We start from the raw sequence: 18179 nt of genomic DNA, 5'->3' as shown, positions 1-18179 counted from the left end.
AGCACGACCGATTCAGCACACCGGTTCAGTACGCGGCGGGCCGCTGCGGGACGGGTTCGGGGAAGTCGGAACTCACCCGCATCGGGAACTGGTCCTGGCGCTTGTCCAGGAACGCCGACACGCCTTCGGCCGCGTCGGCGGCCGCGCTGGGCGGTCGCGCTGGGCGACGACGTCGATCCGCACTCGCGGCTGGCCGCTAACCTCGCCTGGGCATGTGAGTGCGCCGCGCCGGCGGAGTTCTGCGAACAGCCGGAGCGGCCGAGACGAGGAAAGAGGCGGAGCATGAGCGAGTCGATCGCGGGCGTGCGGATCCCGGACAGCCCGCTGGCGCGGGAGGCGACCGAGCTGGTGCGCGAGGCGGCCTCGCCGCTGCTGTTCGACCATTCGCGGCGGGTGTTCCTCTGGGCGTCGTTGCGCGGGCACGAACACGCGTTCCGGTTCGACCCGGAGCTGCTGTACGTGGGGGCGATGTTCCACGATCTGGGGCTGACCGAGCGTTTCCGCCGCACCGACCAGCGCTTCGAGATCGACGGTGCCGACGAGGCGCGGCGGTTCCTGCGGGCCCGCGGTGTCACCGGTGAGGAGGCCGACCGTGTGTGGACGGCGATCGCCCTGCACACCACGCCGGAGGTCCCGCTGCACATGAGCTCCGAGATCGCCCTGGTCACGCGGGGAGTGGAACTGGACGTGCTGGGTGTGGGCTACGACGCGGTCACCGCGGAGCAGCGCGCGGCCGTGGTCGCCGCGCACCCCCGACCGGATTTCAAGAACCGGATCCTGGCGGCGTTCACCGAGGGCATCAAGGACCGGCCCGAGACGACGTTCGGCAACGTCAAGGCCGACGTGCTCGCCCACTGCGTGCCCGGGTTCGTCCGCGGTGACTTCGTCGAGGTCATCAAGAACTCCCCCTGGCCGGAGTGAACGCGCTGCTCCGTCGGCGGTGGCTGTCGCGGTCGTTCCTTCGGCGCGTGCTCGCCGAGGGTCACGGCCGCGGCGGTCGGGACCGACGAAATACCTCTCGCGGTAAAACTGTTTCCCCGCGAGAGATTGTTCGTCCGTTCCCGGAGGCACCCGATGCAGTTCGGCATCTTCACCGTCAGCGACGTCACCACCGACCCCACCACCGGCCGCGCCCCCAGCGAGACCGAACGGCTCCGGTCGATGGTGAAGATCGCCCAGCACGCCGACCAGGCGGGCCTGGACGTCTTCGCCACCGGCGAGCACCACAACCCGCCGTTCGTGGCCTCCTCGCCCACGACGCTGCTGGGACACCTGGCCGGCACCACCGAGAACATCGTGCTGTCCACCTCGACGACGCTGATCACCACCAACGACCCGGTCAAGATCGCCGAGGACTACGCGATGCTGCAGGTCCTCGCCGACGGGCGGATGGACCTGATGATGGGCCGCGGCAACACCGCCCCGGTGTATCCGTGGTTCGGCTACGACATCCGCCAGGGCATTCCGCTGGCGATCGAGCACTACGCGCTGCTGCGGCGACTGTGGGACGAAGACGTCGTCGACTGGGAAGGCACGTTCCGCACCCCGCTGCGGGGATTCACCTCCACCCCGCGGCCGCTGGACGGAGTGCCGCCGTACGTGTGGCACGGCTCCATCCGCAGTCCCGAAATCGCCGAACAAGCCGCCTACTACGGCGACGGCTTCTTCCACAACAACATCTTCTGGCCCATGCACCACACCAAGAAAATGGTCCGGCACTACCGCCAGCGGTTCGAGCACTACGGCCACGGCCGCGCCGACCAGGCCATCGTCGGCCTGGGCGGGCAGGCGTTCATGCGCAAGAACTCCCAGGACGCCTGGAACGAGTTCCGCCCGTACTTCGACAACGCCCCCGTCTACGGCCACGGGCCGACGATGGAGGACTTCACCACCACCACCCCGCTGACCGTGGGCAGCCCGCAGCAGGTCGTCGAACGCTATGCGGCGATGGCCGACGAGGTGGGCGACTACCAGCGGCAGCTGTTCCTGCTCGACCACGCCGGGCTGCCGCTGAAGACCGTGCTCGAGCAGATCGACCACCTGGCCGAGGACGTGGTGCCCGTGCTGCGCGAGGAGATGCAATCCCGCCGGCCCGCGCACGTGCCCGCCGACCCGCCGTCGCACGCCGAACGCGCCGCCGGCCGGGCCGAGCAGGACGCGCACAACGCATGAGCTCCGCAGGTGCTGATCAGGTAGCCGCCCCTGCCGCGAGCAGAGGAGGACCGACGACCGAGCGCACCGCGGTGGCCGTTTCCGCCGGGCCGGCCCAGCCCTCGTCGACGCGGATGCTCGCCGATGAGGCCGTCGGCCAGCAACGCGCGCACCAGCGTGCCGCTGCCGCTGATGTAGATGTCGCCGACCTCGCTGGAGAGCGCTCGCACCGCCGACGGATCGTAGGCGCCGAGCACGGTCGAGTTCTGCCAGCCCTCGGCCGAGCTCAGGGTGGACGCGACCACGTACTTCGGGATGTCGTCGAAGAACGGTGCTCCCGGATCGTCTCGCGTCAGTGGCGTGGGTAGATGGCGGCTACAACAACGTCGTCAACAGACATCACGACATAAAACGAGATCAGGCGCCCTCTTTGCCGAGGGTGTGGGGTTGTCGGTCGTGGAGGAGTTCGCCGTCGTAACGAGGAGTTGCCGAGCGGCGCGGACCTGGTCGAGGACCTGCTGGAGGACGGCGAGCAGCGGACTCCGGCTCACACGTTCCTCGACGTGGCCCGCTCGTAGTCACCTGGGTGTGGGGCTGCCGTCCGAACCGCTGCGGCATGCCGCCTGATCCCCGCGCGACGGGGGAGCAGCAGTGCCACGGCGCAGGCGATCATCACGATGCTGCTGATCGGCACTTGTTGTCCGCCGACTTCGAGGCTGGGATTCACCGAGGTGCCCGCCGCGGCCACCATCGTGACGACGGTGAACAGCATGCTCGCGCTGGCGTGCAGCATCACGGCGGGCCACACCGATCCCGACGCCAGCCGCAACCATGTGATCAGCACGGTCTGCGGCAGCACGTTTCCCAGCACGAACACCAACATGTAGCCGGCGAGGTCTCCCGACCCCTGGTAGTTGCCGAGCAGGATCAGCGGCAGGTGCCAGATGATCCACACCGCCCCGGTCACCAGCATCGCCGCCCACACGCCGAGCGGCAGTAGCGCAGGGAACAGGTAGCCGCGCCAGCCCAGTTCCTCGCCGAAGGCGAGCCCGGCGATCGCGAACACGCCACCGAGCTGTAGCGCCAGCCATCCCAGCAGCGGCCAGCCTGCGGGGAACCCGGTGCCGTCGGCGGCGACCTGTCCGGGGAAGGTGGCGGCGAGCTCGGTGCGCAGCATCGAGAAGTTCTGCAGGTCCAGTTCGATGACGCCGGTGGCCGCCGCGAATAGCGCGGTCAGCAGGCCGACACCGGCCAGCAGGAGCAGGCCGAGCAGGCACCAGCGCACGGTGCGGCCGAGTGGGCGGACCGGTGTCATCGACGTCGCCCGCGGTATGGCAGCCCGGCCGCGGCTGCGCCACACCACGACGAGCGCAGCCAGCGCCGGCGTGAGCATCGCCGCCAGACTCACCGTCCTCTCGCCCCCGAACAGCCAGACCAGCAGGCTGATCACAGAGCACATCCCGATCGCCAACGCGAGGAACCAGCTCACCTCACGCCATCGCACCCGTTCGGCCACCGTCGTCACCTCTCCGTCTGCCGGCGCGCCGGTTCGCGCCGTTGCCCACGACGGTGCCGGCAGACGGGGTCGGTGGCGTCTGCCGTACGTCGTTTCTTGGGTGCACGTTCGACGTATCAACCGCCGGTGCGGATCACCCCAGAGTCTGAGGTCACCGCCCAGCGGCACCGGCAGGATCAGCACGGGCAACAGCCACGTCCCGTCCGAACCGCCGGCCCCTCGGGAGGCGGCCACCGTCCGGCCACCGAGGCGTCGGACGAGCGGCCCTGCACAACGCCGCCCGAGGAGGAATGCCACGACAGAACCGGTGATGGTTCCGGCGATGCCCATCGCCAAACCCGGCCTGGCGCCGCACCCCACTGTCCGGCAGGGCGGGCGTTTGGCGATGCCATCTGCGGCGGTGCCGAGATGACCGGGGCGGGTTCCTCCGCATGAAGTCGTCGTTCGGGGACTGTCGGGGACGGGCACCGGGGGCGACGGTCTTGCCAGGTGCGGAAGGTGTCAGTCCCCTGGACGGACCAGCCGGTGCTCGTAGGCGAAGATCACGGCTTGCACGCGGTCGCGCATGCCGAGCTTGCCCAGGATTCGGCCGACGTGGGTCTTGACGGTGCCTTCGGACAGGAACAGCCGTCCGGCGATCTCGGTGTTGGAGGCGCCGCGCGCGATCTCGACCAGGATCTCGCGCTCCCGTTCGGTCAGGGCCGCCAGTGGATCCGGTCCCGGAGCGGGCGTGGGCAGGTCGGGGGCTACGTGCTCCAGCAACCGTCGGGTGGTTGACGGTGCGATCACGGCGTCGCCCCGGTGGACGGTGCGCACCGAAGTCAGCAGCTCCTCCGGGTCGGCGTCCTTGATCAGGAATCCGCTGGCGCCGGTGCGCAGGGCGGCGAAGGCGTACTCGTCGAGGTCGTAGGTGGTCAGCATGACGACCTTCGGTGCTCGGTGGTCGGCTAGCAGTTCGCGGGTCGCTGCCACGCCGTCCACGTGCGGCATTCGCACGTCCATGAGCACCACGTCGGCGGTGGTGGCGGACAGCTGCTGCAGCGCTTCGCGGCCGTCACCGGCTTGGCCTACGACCTGCATGTCGTCCTGGGAGTCGACGACCATGGCGAACCCGGCCCGCACCAGTGCCTGGTCGTCGGCGAGGAACACCCTGATGGTCATCGCGTCGCCTCCTGGCGGAGCGTGTCAGCGTGGAGCGGGATCCGAGCCCGCACGCGAAAGCCGCCCGCGGGATCCGGGCCTGCCAGTACCGAACCTCCCACGACGGCGAGTCGTTCCCGCATGCCGATCAGGCCCTGACCATCCCCGGTTCCGGGCGGGCCGAGCCCGTTGTCGCCCACCGTGACCGCCAGCTCCCCGTCGTTCCAGGTGAAGCCCACGTCGGCCCGCACGCCGGGGCCGGCGTGCTTGAGGGTGTTGGTCAGGCCCTGACCATCCCCGGTTCCGGGCGGGCCGAGCCCGTTGTCGCCCACCGTGACCGCCAGCTCCCCGTCGTTCCAGGTGAAGCCCACGTCGGCCCGCACGCCGGGGCCGGCGTGCTTGAGGGTGTTGGTCAGGCCCTCCTGGACCAGCCGGAACACGGCCAGCTCCGCGGCCCGGCTCAGACCGCGTGGCGTTCCGCGCTCGTGATGCTCGACCGGCACGCCGGCCTCGCGCATCCGGTCGTACAACTCGGGCAGGTCGGTCAGCGCCGGTTGCGGGAACCGTTCAGAAGCGCCCTCGCCGTCGTCATGGCGCAGCACCGTGAGGATGCCGCGCATGTCGGCCAGGGCCTGCTTACCGGTTGCGGCGATCGTGGTCAGCGCCTCGACCCCCTGCTCAGGGTCGGCGCGGGCCGCGTACCGGCCGCCGTTGGCCTGGCTGATGACCACCGACAGGGCGTGGGCGACGATGTCGTGCATCTCGCGGGCGATCCGGGAGCGCTCGTCGGCCACCGCGCGGCGGGCGCGCTGTTCGCGTTCGGCCTCGGCGCGCAGCGCCCGCTCCTCCAGCGCAGCGACGTAGTCCACCCGTATCCGGCGGAACATCCCCAGGCTCCACGCGGCCACCACGCACGGCAGGAAGCGAACGAAAACATGCATCAGCAGGTCCGAGTTCATCGGACGACCGGCGAGCGCGAACCCCGCCACGGCCACCACCACAGCACCGCCGACACCGGTCGCCAGCCCGATCGCCGGTGCCGGTCGCCTTCCGTGGGTGCAGTAGGAATACAACGACACCAGAAACAGCAACACCGAGGGGGCGATCACGTAGACGCTGCCCAGCAGCTGGAGTCCCGTCGTCGCGCTCACCACGGTGAACGAGACCGCTGGCCGCACGCGCCGGACGACGATCGCCCCGTGGGCGAGGAGGGCCGAACAGGCCACGATCCACGACGCGTGCGCGGCCGGCGACTCCGTCATCCGCGCTTCGGCGAGGTAGTAGGGCCAGGCTGGCACGGCCAGGCAGACCAGCACGGCGGCGATCACGCCGTCCACGGTCAGCGGATGCTCGCGGGACCACGTACTCGCCCGCTCCAGCCATCGCGGTGCCGGGGCCGTCGTCGTCATTCGGCGAGCGTAACCGGACGCGGGCAGGCCAGACGTCCGACTCGGGCCCCACGTCCGTACGACTTCAGAAAGACACCTGGCGAAAACCACCGACCCCGGCCACACGCCCAAGCTGATTCATGGCGTGTTCACGGAATCGGCGGCCGTGCTGTCCCGTTCGATGGCGAGGTGCCCGTCGCTGCTGGTTTCTGGTGGGTGAGATCGAGGTGCCAGTAGCCGATCGTCGGGGCCGACGGGGTGGCCGTCGGCGACGAGGCCGTTGACGATCTGGGGTAGGTCGGTGGCGCTGGAATACAAGGCGCAGTTGGCAGACCAGCTGGTTGAATGTGCCAGAAAATTGTGCTCTCTGGAACGAGTCCAGACTGGACGGCGGGGTGGTGCCGCCATCTTCCGGCCGCATGCGGATGCCGCGCACCCGAGAGGCGCGTGGGACGTTGTCCTCTACCGGCCGCGGACGCGGCGGCGCACCGTGGGTGCCTCGAAGGCATCCGCAGCGCCGCCCGCCCGGTGGCGCCTCGAGGTGAAGACGAGGTTGTCATGTCGACGTCGGTGATTCCCAACCTGTGGTTCGACGGGCAGGCCGAACAGGCCGCCCACTTCTACACCAGCGTGTTCCCCCGCTCCCGCGTGGTGGCGGTGACCCGTTTCCCCGAGGGCGCGCCGCGGCCGGCGGGCTCGGTGATGACCGTCGAATTCGTCCTCGACGGCCACCGGTTCGTCGCGCTCAACGGCGGGCCGGAGTTCACCTTCAACGAGGCGGTGTCGTTCCAGGTGCCGTGCGCCAGCCAGGACGAGGTCGACCACTACTGGCGGCGACTCACCGACGGCGGGCGGGAAGGTCCCTGCGGCTGGCTGACCGATCGGTTCGGCCTGTCCTGGCAGATCGTGCCCACGGTGCTCGAGGAGCTCATCACCGATCCGGATCCGCAGCGGGCGCGGCGGGCCACCGAGGCGATGCTGGGCATGGGCAAGTTGGACATCGCCGCGTTGCAGCGCGCCGCCGAGGGCCAGCCCGCCTGAACCCACCGGGCCCGGATCGCCGCGGCCTCCGGACTGTGCGCGCTGGGCGAAACGCCCGATGCCGCACGCGCGGAAACGTAGCATTGATCACACCGCGCCATGGCGCTGCGTGCTGCACAGCCGTCCGAGGTGATCACGATGCGTACATATCGCCGGGCTCGATCATGCTCGCACGACCCGGACGGACACGCACCGTGCCGGAGCGTATCGCCCAGGTAGACGAACGCGGTGTGTGGCACGCGGTTTCTGACGCCGGAGAGGGTTGGGCTTTATCGCACCGTTACCGGTAGGGTCTAGATCCAACCGGACCGCCCCCGGCCGGAGGCAGTGACCAACCCGCCCTCGCGAAGACGATCAGGGATGACTGTTCACGACGATCTGACCCGACCGTGGTTCCAGCCGCTGCTGCCGTCGGAATCCACACGGCCGCAGCAGCACGCGCACACCGCCCCGAACAACGACACCTCGACCGAGGCAGGACCGCTGACCACCCGCATCGAAGGGAACCTGTCCCTCGAGGACGCGGCGCACCCCCCGACCGCCACGTCCACCCCCGCGCACGCGGACCCGACCGGCCAAGCCCCCGTCGACCGGGTCGAGGTGACCCAGCCCTACATCCCGGCGATCCGCACCGAACAGCCGGAATTCGCCAAACGCCTCAACCCCGGCCCCCGCGGCAACGCACCCCCACCCCCGCCACCAGCTGCGCCGCAAGCCCCACCGGAACCGGCGTCCGAACAGGACACCGAAACCACGGTGGCCCTCCACCGGCACACCGATCCCGCCCCCACCGCCCCACCGCGCAAGAGCTGGCTGCGCCGCGCCGTACGCGCGATCATCGGCCCCGACCTGCTGCGCAAAGACCCCCCCAAACCCACCAAACGCAGCTGACGTCCACCCGCCCCACCGCGCCGCCTCCATACCGGACGGCGCGCCAGCTCGTGCCAGCCGCGGCACGCAGCGACAACGCAACACCGACCACGAGAGCACCCCGCAGAGGAGGTGTCGCCGGCCACACTCGTCGCGCGCGGGTTTCCCGCCGCGGGCGGAACGGAAATTCCCCCTCCGGCACCGCCCACCGGCACCGCCGGCTGCCGCCGCAGCAACGATGCCGCTCGTGGCGACCGCGCAGCGGACCAGGAGAGGTATGAGCACGCGCGCACAGGCCACGGACCTCCCGGCCGGGACCGTGCGGATGGCCCTGATCGCCCTCGCCCTCGGCGGATTCGGCATCGGCACCACCGAATTCGTGATCATGGGCATGCTGCCCGACGTCGCCAGCGGCATGCACGTCGACATCCCCACCGCCGGCAACCTCATCTCCGGTTACGCCCTCGGCGTCGTCCTCGGCGCACCGCTGCTGACGATGCTGACCGTGCGCATGCCCCGACAACGCGTCCTCATCGGACTGATGGGGCTGTTCACCCTCGGCAACCTCGCCTCCGCCCTGGCCCCCACGTTCGGTCTGCTGCTGTCCGCCCGGTTCGTCAGCGGCCTGCCGCACGGCACGTTCTTCGGAGTCGGCGCCGTCGTCGCCGCCAGCCTCGTACCGCCCCGCCGCCGCGGCAGCGCCGTGTCGATGATGTTCCTCGGCCTGACCCTCGCCAACGTCATCGGCGTGCCCGCAGGCACGCTCATCGGCCAACAACTCGGCTGGCGCTGGACCTTCGGCATGGTCGCCGCACTCGGCGCCGCGGCCACGCTCGCCGCGTTCCTGCTCATCCCCGCCCACGCCGGCCGCGCCGCCACCAGCTCGCTGCGCGCCGAAGTCGGCGCGCTCGCGCGCCCCCGCGTACTGCTGTCACTGGCCGTGATCGTCACCGGCTTCGGCGGACTGTTCGCCTGCTACAGCTACATCACCCCCATGATGACCGAAGTCGGCGGATTCTCCGCCGAAGCGATCACCGCGCTGTTGGTGGTCATCGGTCTGGGCATGACCGTCGGCTCCTACGCCGGCGGCCGCCTCGCCGACCGCAACCCGCTGCGCACCCTCACCACCGGGATCCTCGGCGTCGTCATCGTGCTGTGCACGCTCACCATCGCCGCGCCGGTACCGTGGCTGGCCGTGCCGCTGCTGTTCGCCCTGGGCATGTTCAGCCTCGCACTCGGCCCGGCCGTGCAAACCCGCCTGCTCGACCAAGCCCGCGACGCCCCCTCGCTGGTCTCGGCCGCGCTGCAATCCGCGGCGAACCTGGCCAACTCGCTCGGCGCGTGGCTGGGCGGGTTGACCATCGCCGCCGGCTACGGCTACGCCTCCCCGAACCTGGCCGGCGCGGCCCTGGCCGGCACCGGTCTGGCACTGCTCGGCGTATCCGTGGCCTACGAGAGGCACCGCGGCCGGCCGGACCGCCGTGCGCCCGCGCCGGAAACCCCCGCAAGCTCCTCGAAAACGGGACACCGCCGAGGTCCCCCACAGGAGGAGACGGAGACCGCGGAATGACGACCGAGAACGTGCTGGCGCAGATGACCGTGACCGGCGGAAACCCGTTGCCCCGCTCGGGCACACTGACCTGGTGGACAACTCGTTCCCCCTGCGCACCCCGCGCCTGCTGATCCGCCCGTTCACCCCGCAGGACCAGCCGGCGATCCACGCGATCTACGCCGACCCGGTGGTCATGCGCCACGTCGGCCACGGCCAGCCGATGACCACGGAACAAACCACGGCACTGCTCGACCACGCCGGACAGCACCAACACGAGCACGGATTCGCCGTGTGGGCCCTGCTCAACCGCGACACCGGCACCATCACCGGCGACATCGGATTCGAAACCACCGAACACGGAACCGAATTCGGCTACACCCTCGCCCGCACGAGCTGGGGACGCGGCCTGGCCACCGAAGCCGCCCGCGCCTGCCTGCACCACGCCTTCCACACGCTGGCCCTGCCCGAGGTGTACGCACTGGTCGACCCGCGCAACACCCCCTCGACCCGCGTGCTGCACAAACTCGGCTTCACCCACCACCGCACCCGCAGCGCCTACGACCGCCCCCACCACGAATACCGACGTGCCCGGCCGCACCCACCCGCCCCGTAACCTGGGAACAACACCACCCGCGACAGCACGTCCCGACGAGGAACCCCCATGACCACCACCGACACCGCCCCCACCCTGGCGCGCAGCGTGCAGCTCGACGACACCGGCGTGCACCTGCTCGACCGGCGCGCATTCCCCTTCGAACACCGGTGGGTGCACGCGCGCAGCACCGACGACGTCGCCCGCGCCATCGAGGACATGGTCACCCAATCCTCCGGGCCGTACTTCGCCGTGCTCGCCGGCCTGGTGCTCGCCGCCCGCGAAACCACCGACCAGCCCCCGCAGCAAGCCCGCGCCCACCTCGGCGCGGCCGCCGACCGGCTCATCGCCACCCGCCCCACCAACGAACAACCACGCCTGGCAGCCGCATGGGTGCTCGACACCGTCGACACCGCCCTCGCCGAAGACCCCGACGCGGACGTGCCCACCGCCGCGGCCCGCGGCGCCCACGCCGGCGAAGCCGACTACCACGACCGCAGCCGCGCCCTCGGCCGGGCCGCAGCCGCCCTGCTGCCGGACACCGGCCGGATACTCACCCACTGCTGGGCCGACCTGTACCTGATCGAAACCGTCCGCGCCGCCCAGCAGGCAGGCAAAACACTGGCGTTCACCTGCACCGAAACCCGCCCCTACCTGCAAGGCGCCCGGCTGACCGCCCACACCCTGGCCGAAATGGGCTCGGACGTCACCGTCGTCACCGACGCCGCGCCCGCCGCGCTCATGCGCGCCGGCGAGATCGACGCGCTGATCACCGCCAGCGACCGGATCACCCTCGACGGACACGTCATCAACAAGATCGGCACGCTGCAACTGGCCACCGCAGCGCACACCTTCGGCGTGCCGTTCCACGCGCTGTGCCACGTCCCCGACCCGCACGCCGCCACCGGCACCGACGTACCCATCGAATACCGCGACGGCAACGACGTGCTGCACACCCGCGGCACCCGCACTGCCACCCACCGCGCCACCGGGCTGTACCCGGCGTTCGACGTGACCGACCCCGAACTGGTCACCACGATCGTCACCGACCGCGGCGCCTACACCCCCGCCCAGGTGGGCACCTACTGGCAGCGCTGACCGCTCACGACCGCGTGGCCACCACGGGCCCGTCCTCGGTGACGACGACGGTGTGCGCCGCGTGCGCACCCGGCACGTGCGAGTCCGACCGCACCGACCCGTCCGCACCCCAACTCACCGCCTGCTCACCGCCGACGACGAGCACAGGTTCAACGGTGCACACCACACCCGGCCGCAACGGCACCCGCCCCGCCGCGTCCGCCTCGTTCAACACCACCGGCGGCTCCCACAACGCCCGACCGATGCCGTGCCCGCACAACGACCCGGGCACCCCGAACCCACCACCGAAGGCCACCACACCAACCGCATAGGCCACATCCGCCACCGCACCACCCGGGCGGACCGCGGCCACCCCGTCGCCCAACGCCTGATCGACCGCGGTGAGCAAGGACCGCTCCTGCTGGCCCACGGTGCCGACCGGAACCGTCTCGGCCGCCAGCGCGTGCCACCCGCCGCAACGCACCGCGCACGCCAACGACACCACCTCACCCGCGGCCAGCCGCCGACCGTCCGGCACACCACGGGCGAGCACCTCGCCCACCGACACCGACAACGCCCCACCCGACCGCAACCCCGGCCCCACCGGCCTCGCCCCGTGCTCGGCCACGACCGCCGCAGCCGCCGCATCGACATCGGCGACCGCCACCCCGGCACCGACCCGCGCCCGGGCAGCGGCCAACGCCGCAGCCACCACCCGACCCGCGCTGCACACCCCCGTGCGCTCGGTCGAGCTCTTCCACTCCACGGGGCGCCCCACCAGCCCGCCCCACCGTGCCGCCAACACGCGCGTCAACCCTCCACGCACCAGCGGCCGCAACCGCACCACCAGCTCGGCCCGACCCGCTGGGCAACCAGCACCACACCCAACTCCTCACCCGACGCGGCACAGCCGCGTGGTGATCACGTGGTTCTTCTCCGGACCGGTGACCACCCACCGCTGCCACCAGTGATCGACGTCCAGCACGGCGAACTCGCCCCGGTACAGATCCGCCCGGCACGGGTGCTGCGCCGTGGCGTAACCGCTGCGCAGATCCAACTCGTGGAAGAAATCCCCGTAGTCGAAGAACACGCGCGCCTGCCCCGGCCCCGTCACGTGGTAATGCAGGCACCGCGACGCCGCGCCCTCGTGCCCGCCCAGCCGCATCCGCCCCCGCTCCCGGTACACCACGACACCGTCCTCGACCCGCGCCTCGGCCGTGCCGGAGAACTCCCCCGCCGGACCGGCCGTATCCACGATGTCGCGCTCCAGCGACCACTCACCCACCAGGAACCACTGCACATCCGTCACCGGGCAATACACGCCCCCATTGTCCCGCCCCGCCGCAGCGGGAACGACCACCCGCTTCAGCCCTCGGCCGCACCACCACCGGTGTCCCCACCGACCGCGGCCTCACCGCTGCCGGAACCCTCCTTCGGCGCCAACGCCGACAGATCACCACCGGTGTCGTTGAGCCGCAGCACGAACGGCCGCGACTCGGTGTAGCGGACCACGCTCACCGACGCGGGCTCGACCACGATCCGCTGGAACAGATCCAGGTGCATGCCGAACGCATCGGCCAACACCGACTTGAGCACATCGCCGTGCGAACACACCACCGCTACCCCGTGCGAACCGACCTCCGCCTCCAACTCCCGGTCACAAGCACGCGCAGCCGCCACCGCCCGCGCCTGCATCGCGGCCAACCCCTCACCACCGGGAAACACCGCCCCGGCCGGCTGCTGCTGCACCACCTTCCACAGCGGCAGCTCGGTCAACTCCGGCAACCGGCAACCCGTCCAGTCGCCGTAGTCCACCTCCAACCACCGCTCATCAGTGGCCACCCGCAACCCGCGCTCGGAAGCCACCCCGCGCACCGTGTCGCCGCACCGCCGCAGCGGCGAAGCCACGACCCGGTGCAGCGGCAACCCCCGCAGCCGCCCCGCAAGGCCGGCCGCCTGGCGCCGACCGGTGTCATCCAGCTCCACCCCCGCTGTACGTCCGGCCAGCGTGCCGGACCCGTTGGACGTCGACCGCGCATGCCGTACGAGAACCAGAGTCGCCACGCCCCGCGAGGGTAGTCACCGACCACGCGCACCGATCCACACCCGCACCCGCCGCGGCCGCCCAACCCGGCGACCACGCCGACACGCCCATCGGGGATGCTGGACACGGGCCAACAACACGTGCGCCGCCCGCGGCGCGGCGCACCGCACGGGAGGTACGCGTTGCGTCGGCTACTGATCACCTGCCTGGCAGCCACCCTGCTCGCCGGATGCGGCAACATGGACACAGGTGATCCGCTGCAAGCCACCGACCAGCTCAGCGCCGCCACCCCCGCTCCCGCACGCGCCCCCGCCGACCCGCAAGGCACCGTCCACCCCGCACCCGCCGCCGACACCAGCGCGTTCGACACCATCACCGGCACCCTGCTGCTGGCCGGCGAACAGGGACTGACCCTCCTCAACACGAACACCAACCAGCAACGCACCGTGCCGCTGGGCGCACCCGCCGCCAACGTCACCGCCGACGACGGCACCGCCCTGGTCGCCGTGCCCGACCGCGGCGAAATCGCCCACATCGACATCCGCAGCGGCCACCGCACCGACACCACCCGCGTACCCGGCGGGCCCGTGGACGCGACCCGCCTCGACGACGGCGCCCTGGCCGTGGCCCAACGCGACGCCGGCTCGATCACCATCCACGGCGACGGGCGCCCCCGCACCGCCGGCCAATTCGACGGGCCGGCGCGCCTGTTCGCCCAAGGCGGCGAAATCCAGGTGCTCGACCGGCTGACCACCTCGCTGACCTCCGTCGACCCGCGCACCGGCGATCAGGGTGAGGCGCTGCGCGCCGGCCAAGGCGCCACCAACGGCGTCGCCGACCGCTACGACCGCGTGCTCACCGTGGACACCCGCAAGAACGAACTGCTCGCCTTCGACACGAACGAACTCATCCTCAAACAGCGCTACCCGCTGCCCGGCAGCCCCTACGGCATCGCCTACGACGCACGCCGCGACCTCGCCTGGATCACCCTCACCGACCGCAACGAAGTCCTCGCCTACGACGTGGCCGGTGGCGAACCCGAACCGCGCCACCGGTTCCGCACCGTGGCGCAACCGCATACCGTGGCCGTCGACTCCCGAACCGGCGCCGCCTACGTCACCTCCGCGGGCGGCGCCGGAGTACAGGTGGTGAAACCATGAGTCGCAACACCCCCCAGGACGCCGCTGAGGCCGATTCCAAGTGGGAATACCAACCGCTGCGCCTGCCCCCGGGCACGACCCGGATCAGCGCAGCGACCCAGCTTTCCGTGCACGCCGAATTCGCCGGGTGGGAACTGTCCCGCGTACTGCTCTACGCCGACGGCACCCGAAAGGTGTGGCTGCGCCGCAAAGCCGGCACCGCCGGATTCGCCGGACCACTGCCCTAGCACCGACCAGCAGGACCCACCGCCGGTATCAGCGCTGCACCGGCCGCCGGTTGCCACCCCGCTGCAGCAGCGCCGCGAACACCCCGGCCACCGCGCCCCACACAGCGTTGACCACCAGTGTGGCGACGACGCCCGCACCCAGCGGCGTGGCCAGCGGCCCCTGCAACTGCCCCGTCAGCAGCAGCGACCCGACCGCGCTCAACACCATCGCCAGCACGGCGTAGACAAGCCCCGCGCCCACGAGCGTGAGCACCGGGTGCCGCACCCGCGACATCCCCACCGCCACGATCCACACCGCTGAGATCACCGCAGTGGCCACGATCGGAGACACGGGCCTGCCCAGGTGCTCCATCACCCCGGTCATCGACAGCAGCGGCCGCAGCAAGGCGAACGTTCCCAACGCCGAAGCCAGCAACCAGGACGCACCGTTGAACCGCTCCACGCACCCCAGCGTCGTTCCGCGGCACCTCTCCGACCTCAGGGACAAACCCGGACGTTTCCCCGAACCGCGGCGCCACCGACCCCGGCTCAGGGCACCCGGTAGAACCAGTCGTCGGTGGCGAACTTCGCCTCGATCAGCTCCGCGGCCCGCTTCTCCTCATCAGCCGTGACCGGCGTGTCGCTGAGCCCGTAGCGGCTGCGGAACCCGTCCACGAGCCGCTCGATGATCACCGAGCGGTCCAAACCCGTCTGCCGCCGCAGCGGATCGACCCGCTTCTGCACGCTGGCCACACCCTTGTCCGACAGCTTCTCCCCACCGACGCGCAGCACGTCGGCCAGCTTCTCGGCATCCACGTCGTAGGACATCGTCGCGTGGTGCAGCACCGCCCCCGAGGCCACGCGCCGCTGCGCCGCACCGCCGATCTTGCCCCCGTCCGAGGAAATGTCGTTCAGCGGCTCGTACCACACGTTCAGCCCCAGTTCGCGCAGCACCTGCAGCACCCAGTCGTCCAGGAACGCGTACGACTCGGCGAACGGCATGCCAGCCACCAGCGACACCGGCGCGTACAGCGAATACGTCACCGCGTTTCCCGGCTCGGTGAACATCGCCCCACCCCCGGTGATGCGGCGGACCACCTCGATGCCGTACCGCTCGGCGGCCTCCAGGTCGACTTCGTTGCTCACCGACTGGAAGCTGCCCAGGATCACCGCCGAACCGGTCCACTCCCAGATGCGCAGCGTGGGCGCGCGGCGACCCGCGGCCACCTCCTCGGCCAGCACCTGGTCCAGCGCCATGTGCATCAGCGGCGACCGCGCGGCCTCGTGCACCACGCCCCACTGGTGATCGGTCCACTGCGACGCCTGCGTGACCCCGCGGCGCACCGCGATCGCCACCGCCTCCAGTGAGAAGCCCACCAGCCGCGCATCGGAGGGAAGCTCGGCACGCATCCGCGCCACGAGCTCGCTCAACTCCGCATCGGAGGTCGCGCCCGCCAAGCTCCGATTGAGCTGCTCCAGCGCCTCGTCCGGTTCCAGGAAGAAGTCACCGCTGACCCGCACGTCGGTCAACCGCCCGTCCACGACAGCGGCGTCGACCTTCACCAGCTTCCCGTCCGGAACTTTGTATTCCCCGTGCACACGCCCCTCCTACTCGACTCGCGAGCTGTTCGGCCCGCAACGCCGTCCTCCCGGATCAACTCTCATTTCCGCGCGGAATTCCTTGCGCTGTTGGTGATGCCGGGCACGTGGTGTTAATTTTATTCAGTACTGAAACAGCAAAGAATATTATGTTGAAAGGCACGCCCGACCTCGGACAAAGCATGCGTTCCGTGGCGCACACCACCATCATGGCGGTATCGAGCGTCGTCGAGAGGAGCCGAAACGATGCGAACCACGGAGGCGGAGAAAGCGCAGCTGCTCCCCCAGCGCACCACGACACCGATCGATGATCCGAGCGCCCCGGTGCGCCAGACCCAACTGCCCCGCCAGCTCCCCCAATCCCGGCTGGCCGACGCCGAGGACGAGCACCACCTCATCCGCGGCTACGACTGACCCACCGCCCGGCAACGGCGCGTCGCACCACCGGCGCGCCCGCCACCACCCGTGCTCGAACACCGCAGTCCGCGCTCCCCTCCCCCCGAACACGCGGCCGAACCGCGTCAGACGACTCCGCGGAACCCGCGCGACACGCACCGAGCGGCACGCGGTGCCCGCAGCGGCGGTGCTCAGCCCACCGGTGCGAACGGACCACCAGCACCGAAGGCGAACTCCGCGAAACGCCCGCCGATGCGACGGTGCGCAGTCGGATCCGGGTGCAGCTGATCCGGCAGCGGCAGCTCGGCGAAATCAGCTCGGCCGTAGAGTTCGCATCCGTCGAGGTAGTGCAAGTTCGGATCCTCGTCCGCCCGCTGCTTGACGATGCGAGCCAGCTCCTCCCGGATGACGCCCAGCGTCAACTTGCCCGCAGCGCGCTCCGCCGGATCGCCCGTGGCGCGGAACCGGATCTGTTCCCCGCTGAAATCCGGCGCACCCGGCCCGGGCGTGTCCTCGTGGATCGGGCAGTGCAGCGGCGAGATCACCAGCAGCGGCGTGCTGGGACGACCTTCCCGGATGGTGTCGAGGAACCCGTGCACCGCGGGGCCGAAGGCGCGCAACCGCATCAGGTCGAGGTTGACCACGTTGATGCCGAGCTTGAGGCTGATCACGTCCGCGGGGATGTCGCGCAGGGTGCGCGCGGTGCACGGGTCGAGCAGCGCGCCGCCGCCGAACCCGAGGTTGATCAGTTCCGCCCCGCCGAGGGATGCGGCCACCGCGGGCCACGTCGTCGTCGGACTCGCCGCGTCGGAACCGTGGCTGATCGAACTGCCGTGGTGCAACCACACCCTGCGCTGCCCCGGCGGCACGGGCTCGACGGGCGCGTCCGTGCGCAGCGCGACCAGCCTGGTGGTCTCGTTGTGCGGCAGCCAGATCTGCACGTGCTTGTCCCGAGCGGGCAAGCCGGTGAACCGTACCGCGCCCACCGGGCCGGACTCGAAGTCCACGGCTCCGGTGGTCATGTCCACTGTCTCGACGTCACCGCCGGTGGTGCTGGCCTGCGCGGTCAGCTGCCCGTCGACGAGCAGGTCGTACACACCCTCCGGACGTTCCCCCAGTCCCCGGTAGGCGATCCTCGAGCGCAGCGTGTCCACCTCCACCGCGGTCGCACGAGTGCGCAGCGCCAGCCGCACCCCGGCGGGCTGGGCCTCAGCCCTGGCCAACTGCGGATCGCCGCACTGGGCACGCGCCCACGCGGGCAACCGGTGCGGCAGCACGCCACGCCCGGTGGTTTCCAACTCGACCGCACCGCGCACGAGATCCCCGGTGACAGGCGTGCTGATCCACTCCACGCGTGCAGCCTAGCGCGGCGGCCCAGCCCGGTCTCGTGCCCGTTGACTTCGATCAGCAGACCGCTCCCCGCGGCGCGAACGGACCGGGTCACGCG

At 70.8% G+C, this 18179-nt stretch carries 19 protein-coding genes and 1 pseudogene; 10 read left to right on the top strand and 10 right to left on the bottom strand.

Translation table 11 applies throughout. From position 1 onward, the window contains the following. The first annotated feature begins 282 nt into the window (after positions 1-282). The gene (locus ACVGV2_RS09650) at positions 283-921 is read left to right on the top strand and encodes an HD domain-containing protein (protein WP_459165712.1); all 639 of its coding nucleotides are present in this window, start codon (positions 283-285) and stop codon (positions 919-921) included. A 153-nt stretch (positions 922-1074) separates the two neighbouring features. Continuing rightward, positions 1075-2172 (top strand): LLM class flavin-dependent oxidoreductase, encoded by a 1098-nt coding sequence (locus ACVGV2_RS09645; RefSeq protein ID WP_459165711.1) that lies wholly within the window; start codon positions 1075-1077, stop codon positions 2170-2172. A 116-nt stretch (positions 2173-2288) separates the two neighbouring features. Here the strand turns inward: ACVGV2_RS09645 and ACVGV2_RS09640 are convergent. From ACVGV2_RS09640 to ACVGV2_RS09625, 4 genes and pseudogenes are all read right to left on the bottom strand, one after another. After that, positions 2289-2498, bottom strand: a pseudogene (locus ACVGV2_RS09640) (dihydrofolate reductase family protein); the annotation flags it as partial. A 200-nt stretch (positions 2499-2698) separates the two neighbouring features. Next, entirely contained in the window at positions 2699-3667 is a 969-nt protein-coding gene (locus ACVGV2_RS09635) for a CPBP family intramembrane glutamic endopeptidase (protein WP_459165710.1), read from the bottom strand. A gap of 501 nt (positions 3668-4168) precedes the next feature. Beyond that, positions 4169-4828, bottom strand: coding sequence for a response regulator transcription factor (locus ACVGV2_RS09630; RefSeq protein WP_459165709.1), 660 nt, complete (start codon positions 4826-4828; stop codon positions 4169-4171). Beyond that, entirely contained in the window at positions 4825-6216 is a 1392-nt protein-coding gene (locus ACVGV2_RS09625) for a sensor histidine kinase (RefSeq protein WP_459165708.1), read from the bottom strand. Before ACVGV2_RS09625 ends, ACVGV2_RS09630 begins: the two co-directional genes overlap by 4 nt. Before the next feature lie 537 nt (positions 6217-6753). On the opposite strand from ACVGV2_RS09625, the gene ACVGV2_RS09620 reads away from it, so the two are divergent. The 5 genes from ACVGV2_RS09620 (at position 6754) to ACVGV2_RS09600 (ending at position 11348) form a co-directional block, all read left to right on the top strand. After that, complete coding sequence (locus ACVGV2_RS09620; RefSeq protein WP_459165707.1) at positions 6754-7236, top strand: VOC family protein; 483 nt, start codon at positions 6754-6756, stop codon at positions 7234-7236. Positions 7237-7596: 360 nt separating this feature from the next. After that, entirely contained in the window at positions 7597-8127 is a 531-nt protein-coding gene (locus tag ACVGV2_RS09615; RefSeq protein ID WP_459165706.1) for a hypothetical protein, read from the top strand. Between the two features lie 298 nt (positions 8128-8425). Continuing rightward, a complete protein-coding gene (locus ACVGV2_RS09610) occupies positions 8426-9676 on the top strand; it encodes an MFS transporter (protein WP_459165939.1) in 1251 nt (416 codons plus the stop codon). 73 nt (positions 9677-9749) lie between these two features. Beyond that, positions 9750-10271 (top strand): GNAT family N-acetyltransferase, encoded by a 522-nt coding sequence (locus ACVGV2_RS09605; protein WP_459165705.1) that lies wholly within the window; start codon positions 9750-9752, stop codon positions 10269-10271. 48 nt (positions 10272-10319) lie between these two features. After that, entirely contained in the window at positions 10320-11348 is a 1029-nt protein-coding gene (locus ACVGV2_RS09600) for a translation initiation factor eIF-2B alpha/beta/delta subunit family protein (protein WP_459165704.1), read from the top strand. Between the two features lie 4 nt (positions 11349-11352). On the opposite strand, the gene ACVGV2_RS09595 is transcribed toward ACVGV2_RS09600, so the two are convergent. The 3 genes from ACVGV2_RS09595 to ACVGV2_RS09585 all read right to left on the bottom strand — a co-directional run bounded on the left by ACVGV2_RS09595 (position 11353) and on the right by ACVGV2_RS09585 (position 13391). Then, complete coding sequence (locus ACVGV2_RS09595; RefSeq protein WP_459165703.1) at positions 11353-12132, bottom strand: M24 family metallopeptidase; 780 nt, start codon at positions 12130-12132, stop codon at positions 11353-11355. Positions 12133-12219: 87 nt separating this feature from the next. Next, a complete protein-coding gene (locus ACVGV2_RS09590; RefSeq protein WP_459165702.1) occupies positions 12220-12648 on the bottom strand; it encodes a DUF6314 family protein in 429 nt (142 codons plus the stop codon). A gap of 44 nt (positions 12649-12692) precedes the next feature. Further along, positions 12693-13391, bottom strand: a complete 699-nt coding sequence (locus ACVGV2_RS09585; RefSeq protein ID WP_459165701.1) for an MSMEG_4193 family putative phosphomutase — start codon at positions 13389-13391, stop codon at positions 12693-12695. Between the two features lie 162 nt (positions 13392-13553). Here ACVGV2_RS09585 and ACVGV2_RS09580 point away from each other — a divergent pair, with 162 nt between their 5' ends. Beyond that, positions 13554-14531, top strand: coding sequence for a YncE family protein (locus tag ACVGV2_RS09580; protein ID WP_459165700.1), 978 nt, complete (start codon positions 13554-13556; stop codon positions 14529-14531). Then, positions 14528-14758, top strand: coding sequence for a DUF5703 family protein (locus tag ACVGV2_RS09575; RefSeq protein ID WP_459165699.1), 231 nt, complete (start codon positions 14528-14530; stop codon positions 14756-14758). Before ACVGV2_RS09580 ends, ACVGV2_RS09575 begins: the two co-directional genes overlap by 4 nt. Positions 14759-14786: 28 nt before the next feature. Here the strand turns inward: ACVGV2_RS09575 and ACVGV2_RS09570 are convergent, their stop codons facing one another. Together ACVGV2_RS09570 and ACVGV2_RS09565 are read right to left on the bottom strand one after the other, a co-directional pair. Next, positions 14787-15200 carry a hypothetical protein gene (locus ACVGV2_RS09570; RefSeq protein WP_459165698.1) on the bottom strand — a complete coding sequence of 138 codons (414 nt, stop codon included), beginning with the start codon at positions 15198-15200 and terminating at the stop codon, positions 14787-14789. Positions 15201-15286: 86 nt separating this feature from the next. Further along, entirely contained in the window at positions 15287-16336 is a 1050-nt protein-coding gene (locus tag ACVGV2_RS09565) for a lipoate--protein ligase family protein (RefSeq protein WP_459165697.1), read from the bottom strand. A gap of 246 nt (positions 16337-16582) precedes the next feature. Here ACVGV2_RS09565 and ACVGV2_RS09560 point away from each other — a divergent pair, with 246 nt between their 5' ends. Further along, positions 16583-16750 carry a hypothetical protein gene (locus ACVGV2_RS09560; protein WP_459165696.1) on the top strand — a complete coding sequence of 56 codons (168 nt, stop codon included), beginning with the start codon at positions 16583-16585 and terminating at the stop codon, positions 16748-16750. A gap of 173 nt (positions 16751-16923) precedes the next feature. Here ACVGV2_RS09560 and ACVGV2_RS09555 read toward each other — a convergent pair whose 3' ends face one another. Then, positions 16924-18084 carry a GDSL-type esterase/lipase family protein gene (locus ACVGV2_RS09555; RefSeq protein ID WP_459165695.1) on the bottom strand — a complete coding sequence of 387 codons (1161 nt, stop codon included), beginning with the start codon at positions 18082-18084 and terminating at the stop codon, positions 16924-16926. Between the last annotated feature and the right edge of the window lie 95 nt (positions 18085-18179).

It is taken from the genome of Bounagaea algeriensis, assembly GCF_054491375.1.
Note: the sequence above shows the minus strand (reverse complement) of the source record. Positions and strands in the feature narration are given on the sequence as shown.

What these genes read in the sequence shown, in the direction of transcription:
- ACVGV2_RS09650 (WP_459165712.1), top strand. Translation starts at nt 283, where the DNA reads ATGAGCGAGTCGATCGCGGGCGTGCGGATCCCGGACAGCCCGCTGGCG.
- ACVGV2_RS09645 (WP_459165711.1), top strand. Translation starts at nt 1,075, where the DNA reads ATGCAGTTCGGCATCTTCACCGTCAGCGACGTCACCACCGACCCCACC.
- ACVGV2_RS09630 (WP_459165709.1), bottom strand. Translation starts at nt 4,828, where the DNA reads ATGACCATCAGGGTGTTCCTCGCCGACGACCAGGCACTGGTGCGGGCC.
- ACVGV2_RS09625 (WP_459165708.1), bottom strand. Translation starts at nt 6,216, where the DNA reads ATGACGACGACGGCCCCGGCACCGCGATGGCTGGAGCGGGCGAGTACG.
- ACVGV2_RS09620 (WP_459165707.1), top strand. Translation starts at nt 6,754, where the DNA reads ATGTCGACGTCGGTGATTCCCAACCTGTGGTTCGACGGGCAGGCCGAA.
- ACVGV2_RS09615 (WP_459165706.1), top strand. Translation starts at nt 7,597, where the DNA reads ATGACTGTTCACGACGATCTGACCCGACCGTGGTTCCAGCCGCTGCTG.
- ACVGV2_RS09600 (WP_459165704.1), top strand. Translation starts at nt 10,320, where the DNA reads ATGACCACCACCGACACCGCCCCCACCCTGGCGCGCAGCGTGCAGCTC.
- ACVGV2_RS09575 (WP_459165699.1), top strand. Translation starts at nt 14,528, where the DNA reads ATGAGTCGCAACACCCCCCAGGACGCCGCTGAGGCCGATTCCAAGTGG.
- ACVGV2_RS09560 (WP_459165696.1), top strand. Translation starts at nt 16,583, where the DNA reads ATGCGAACCACGGAGGCGGAGAAAGCGCAGCTGCTCCCCCAGCGCACC.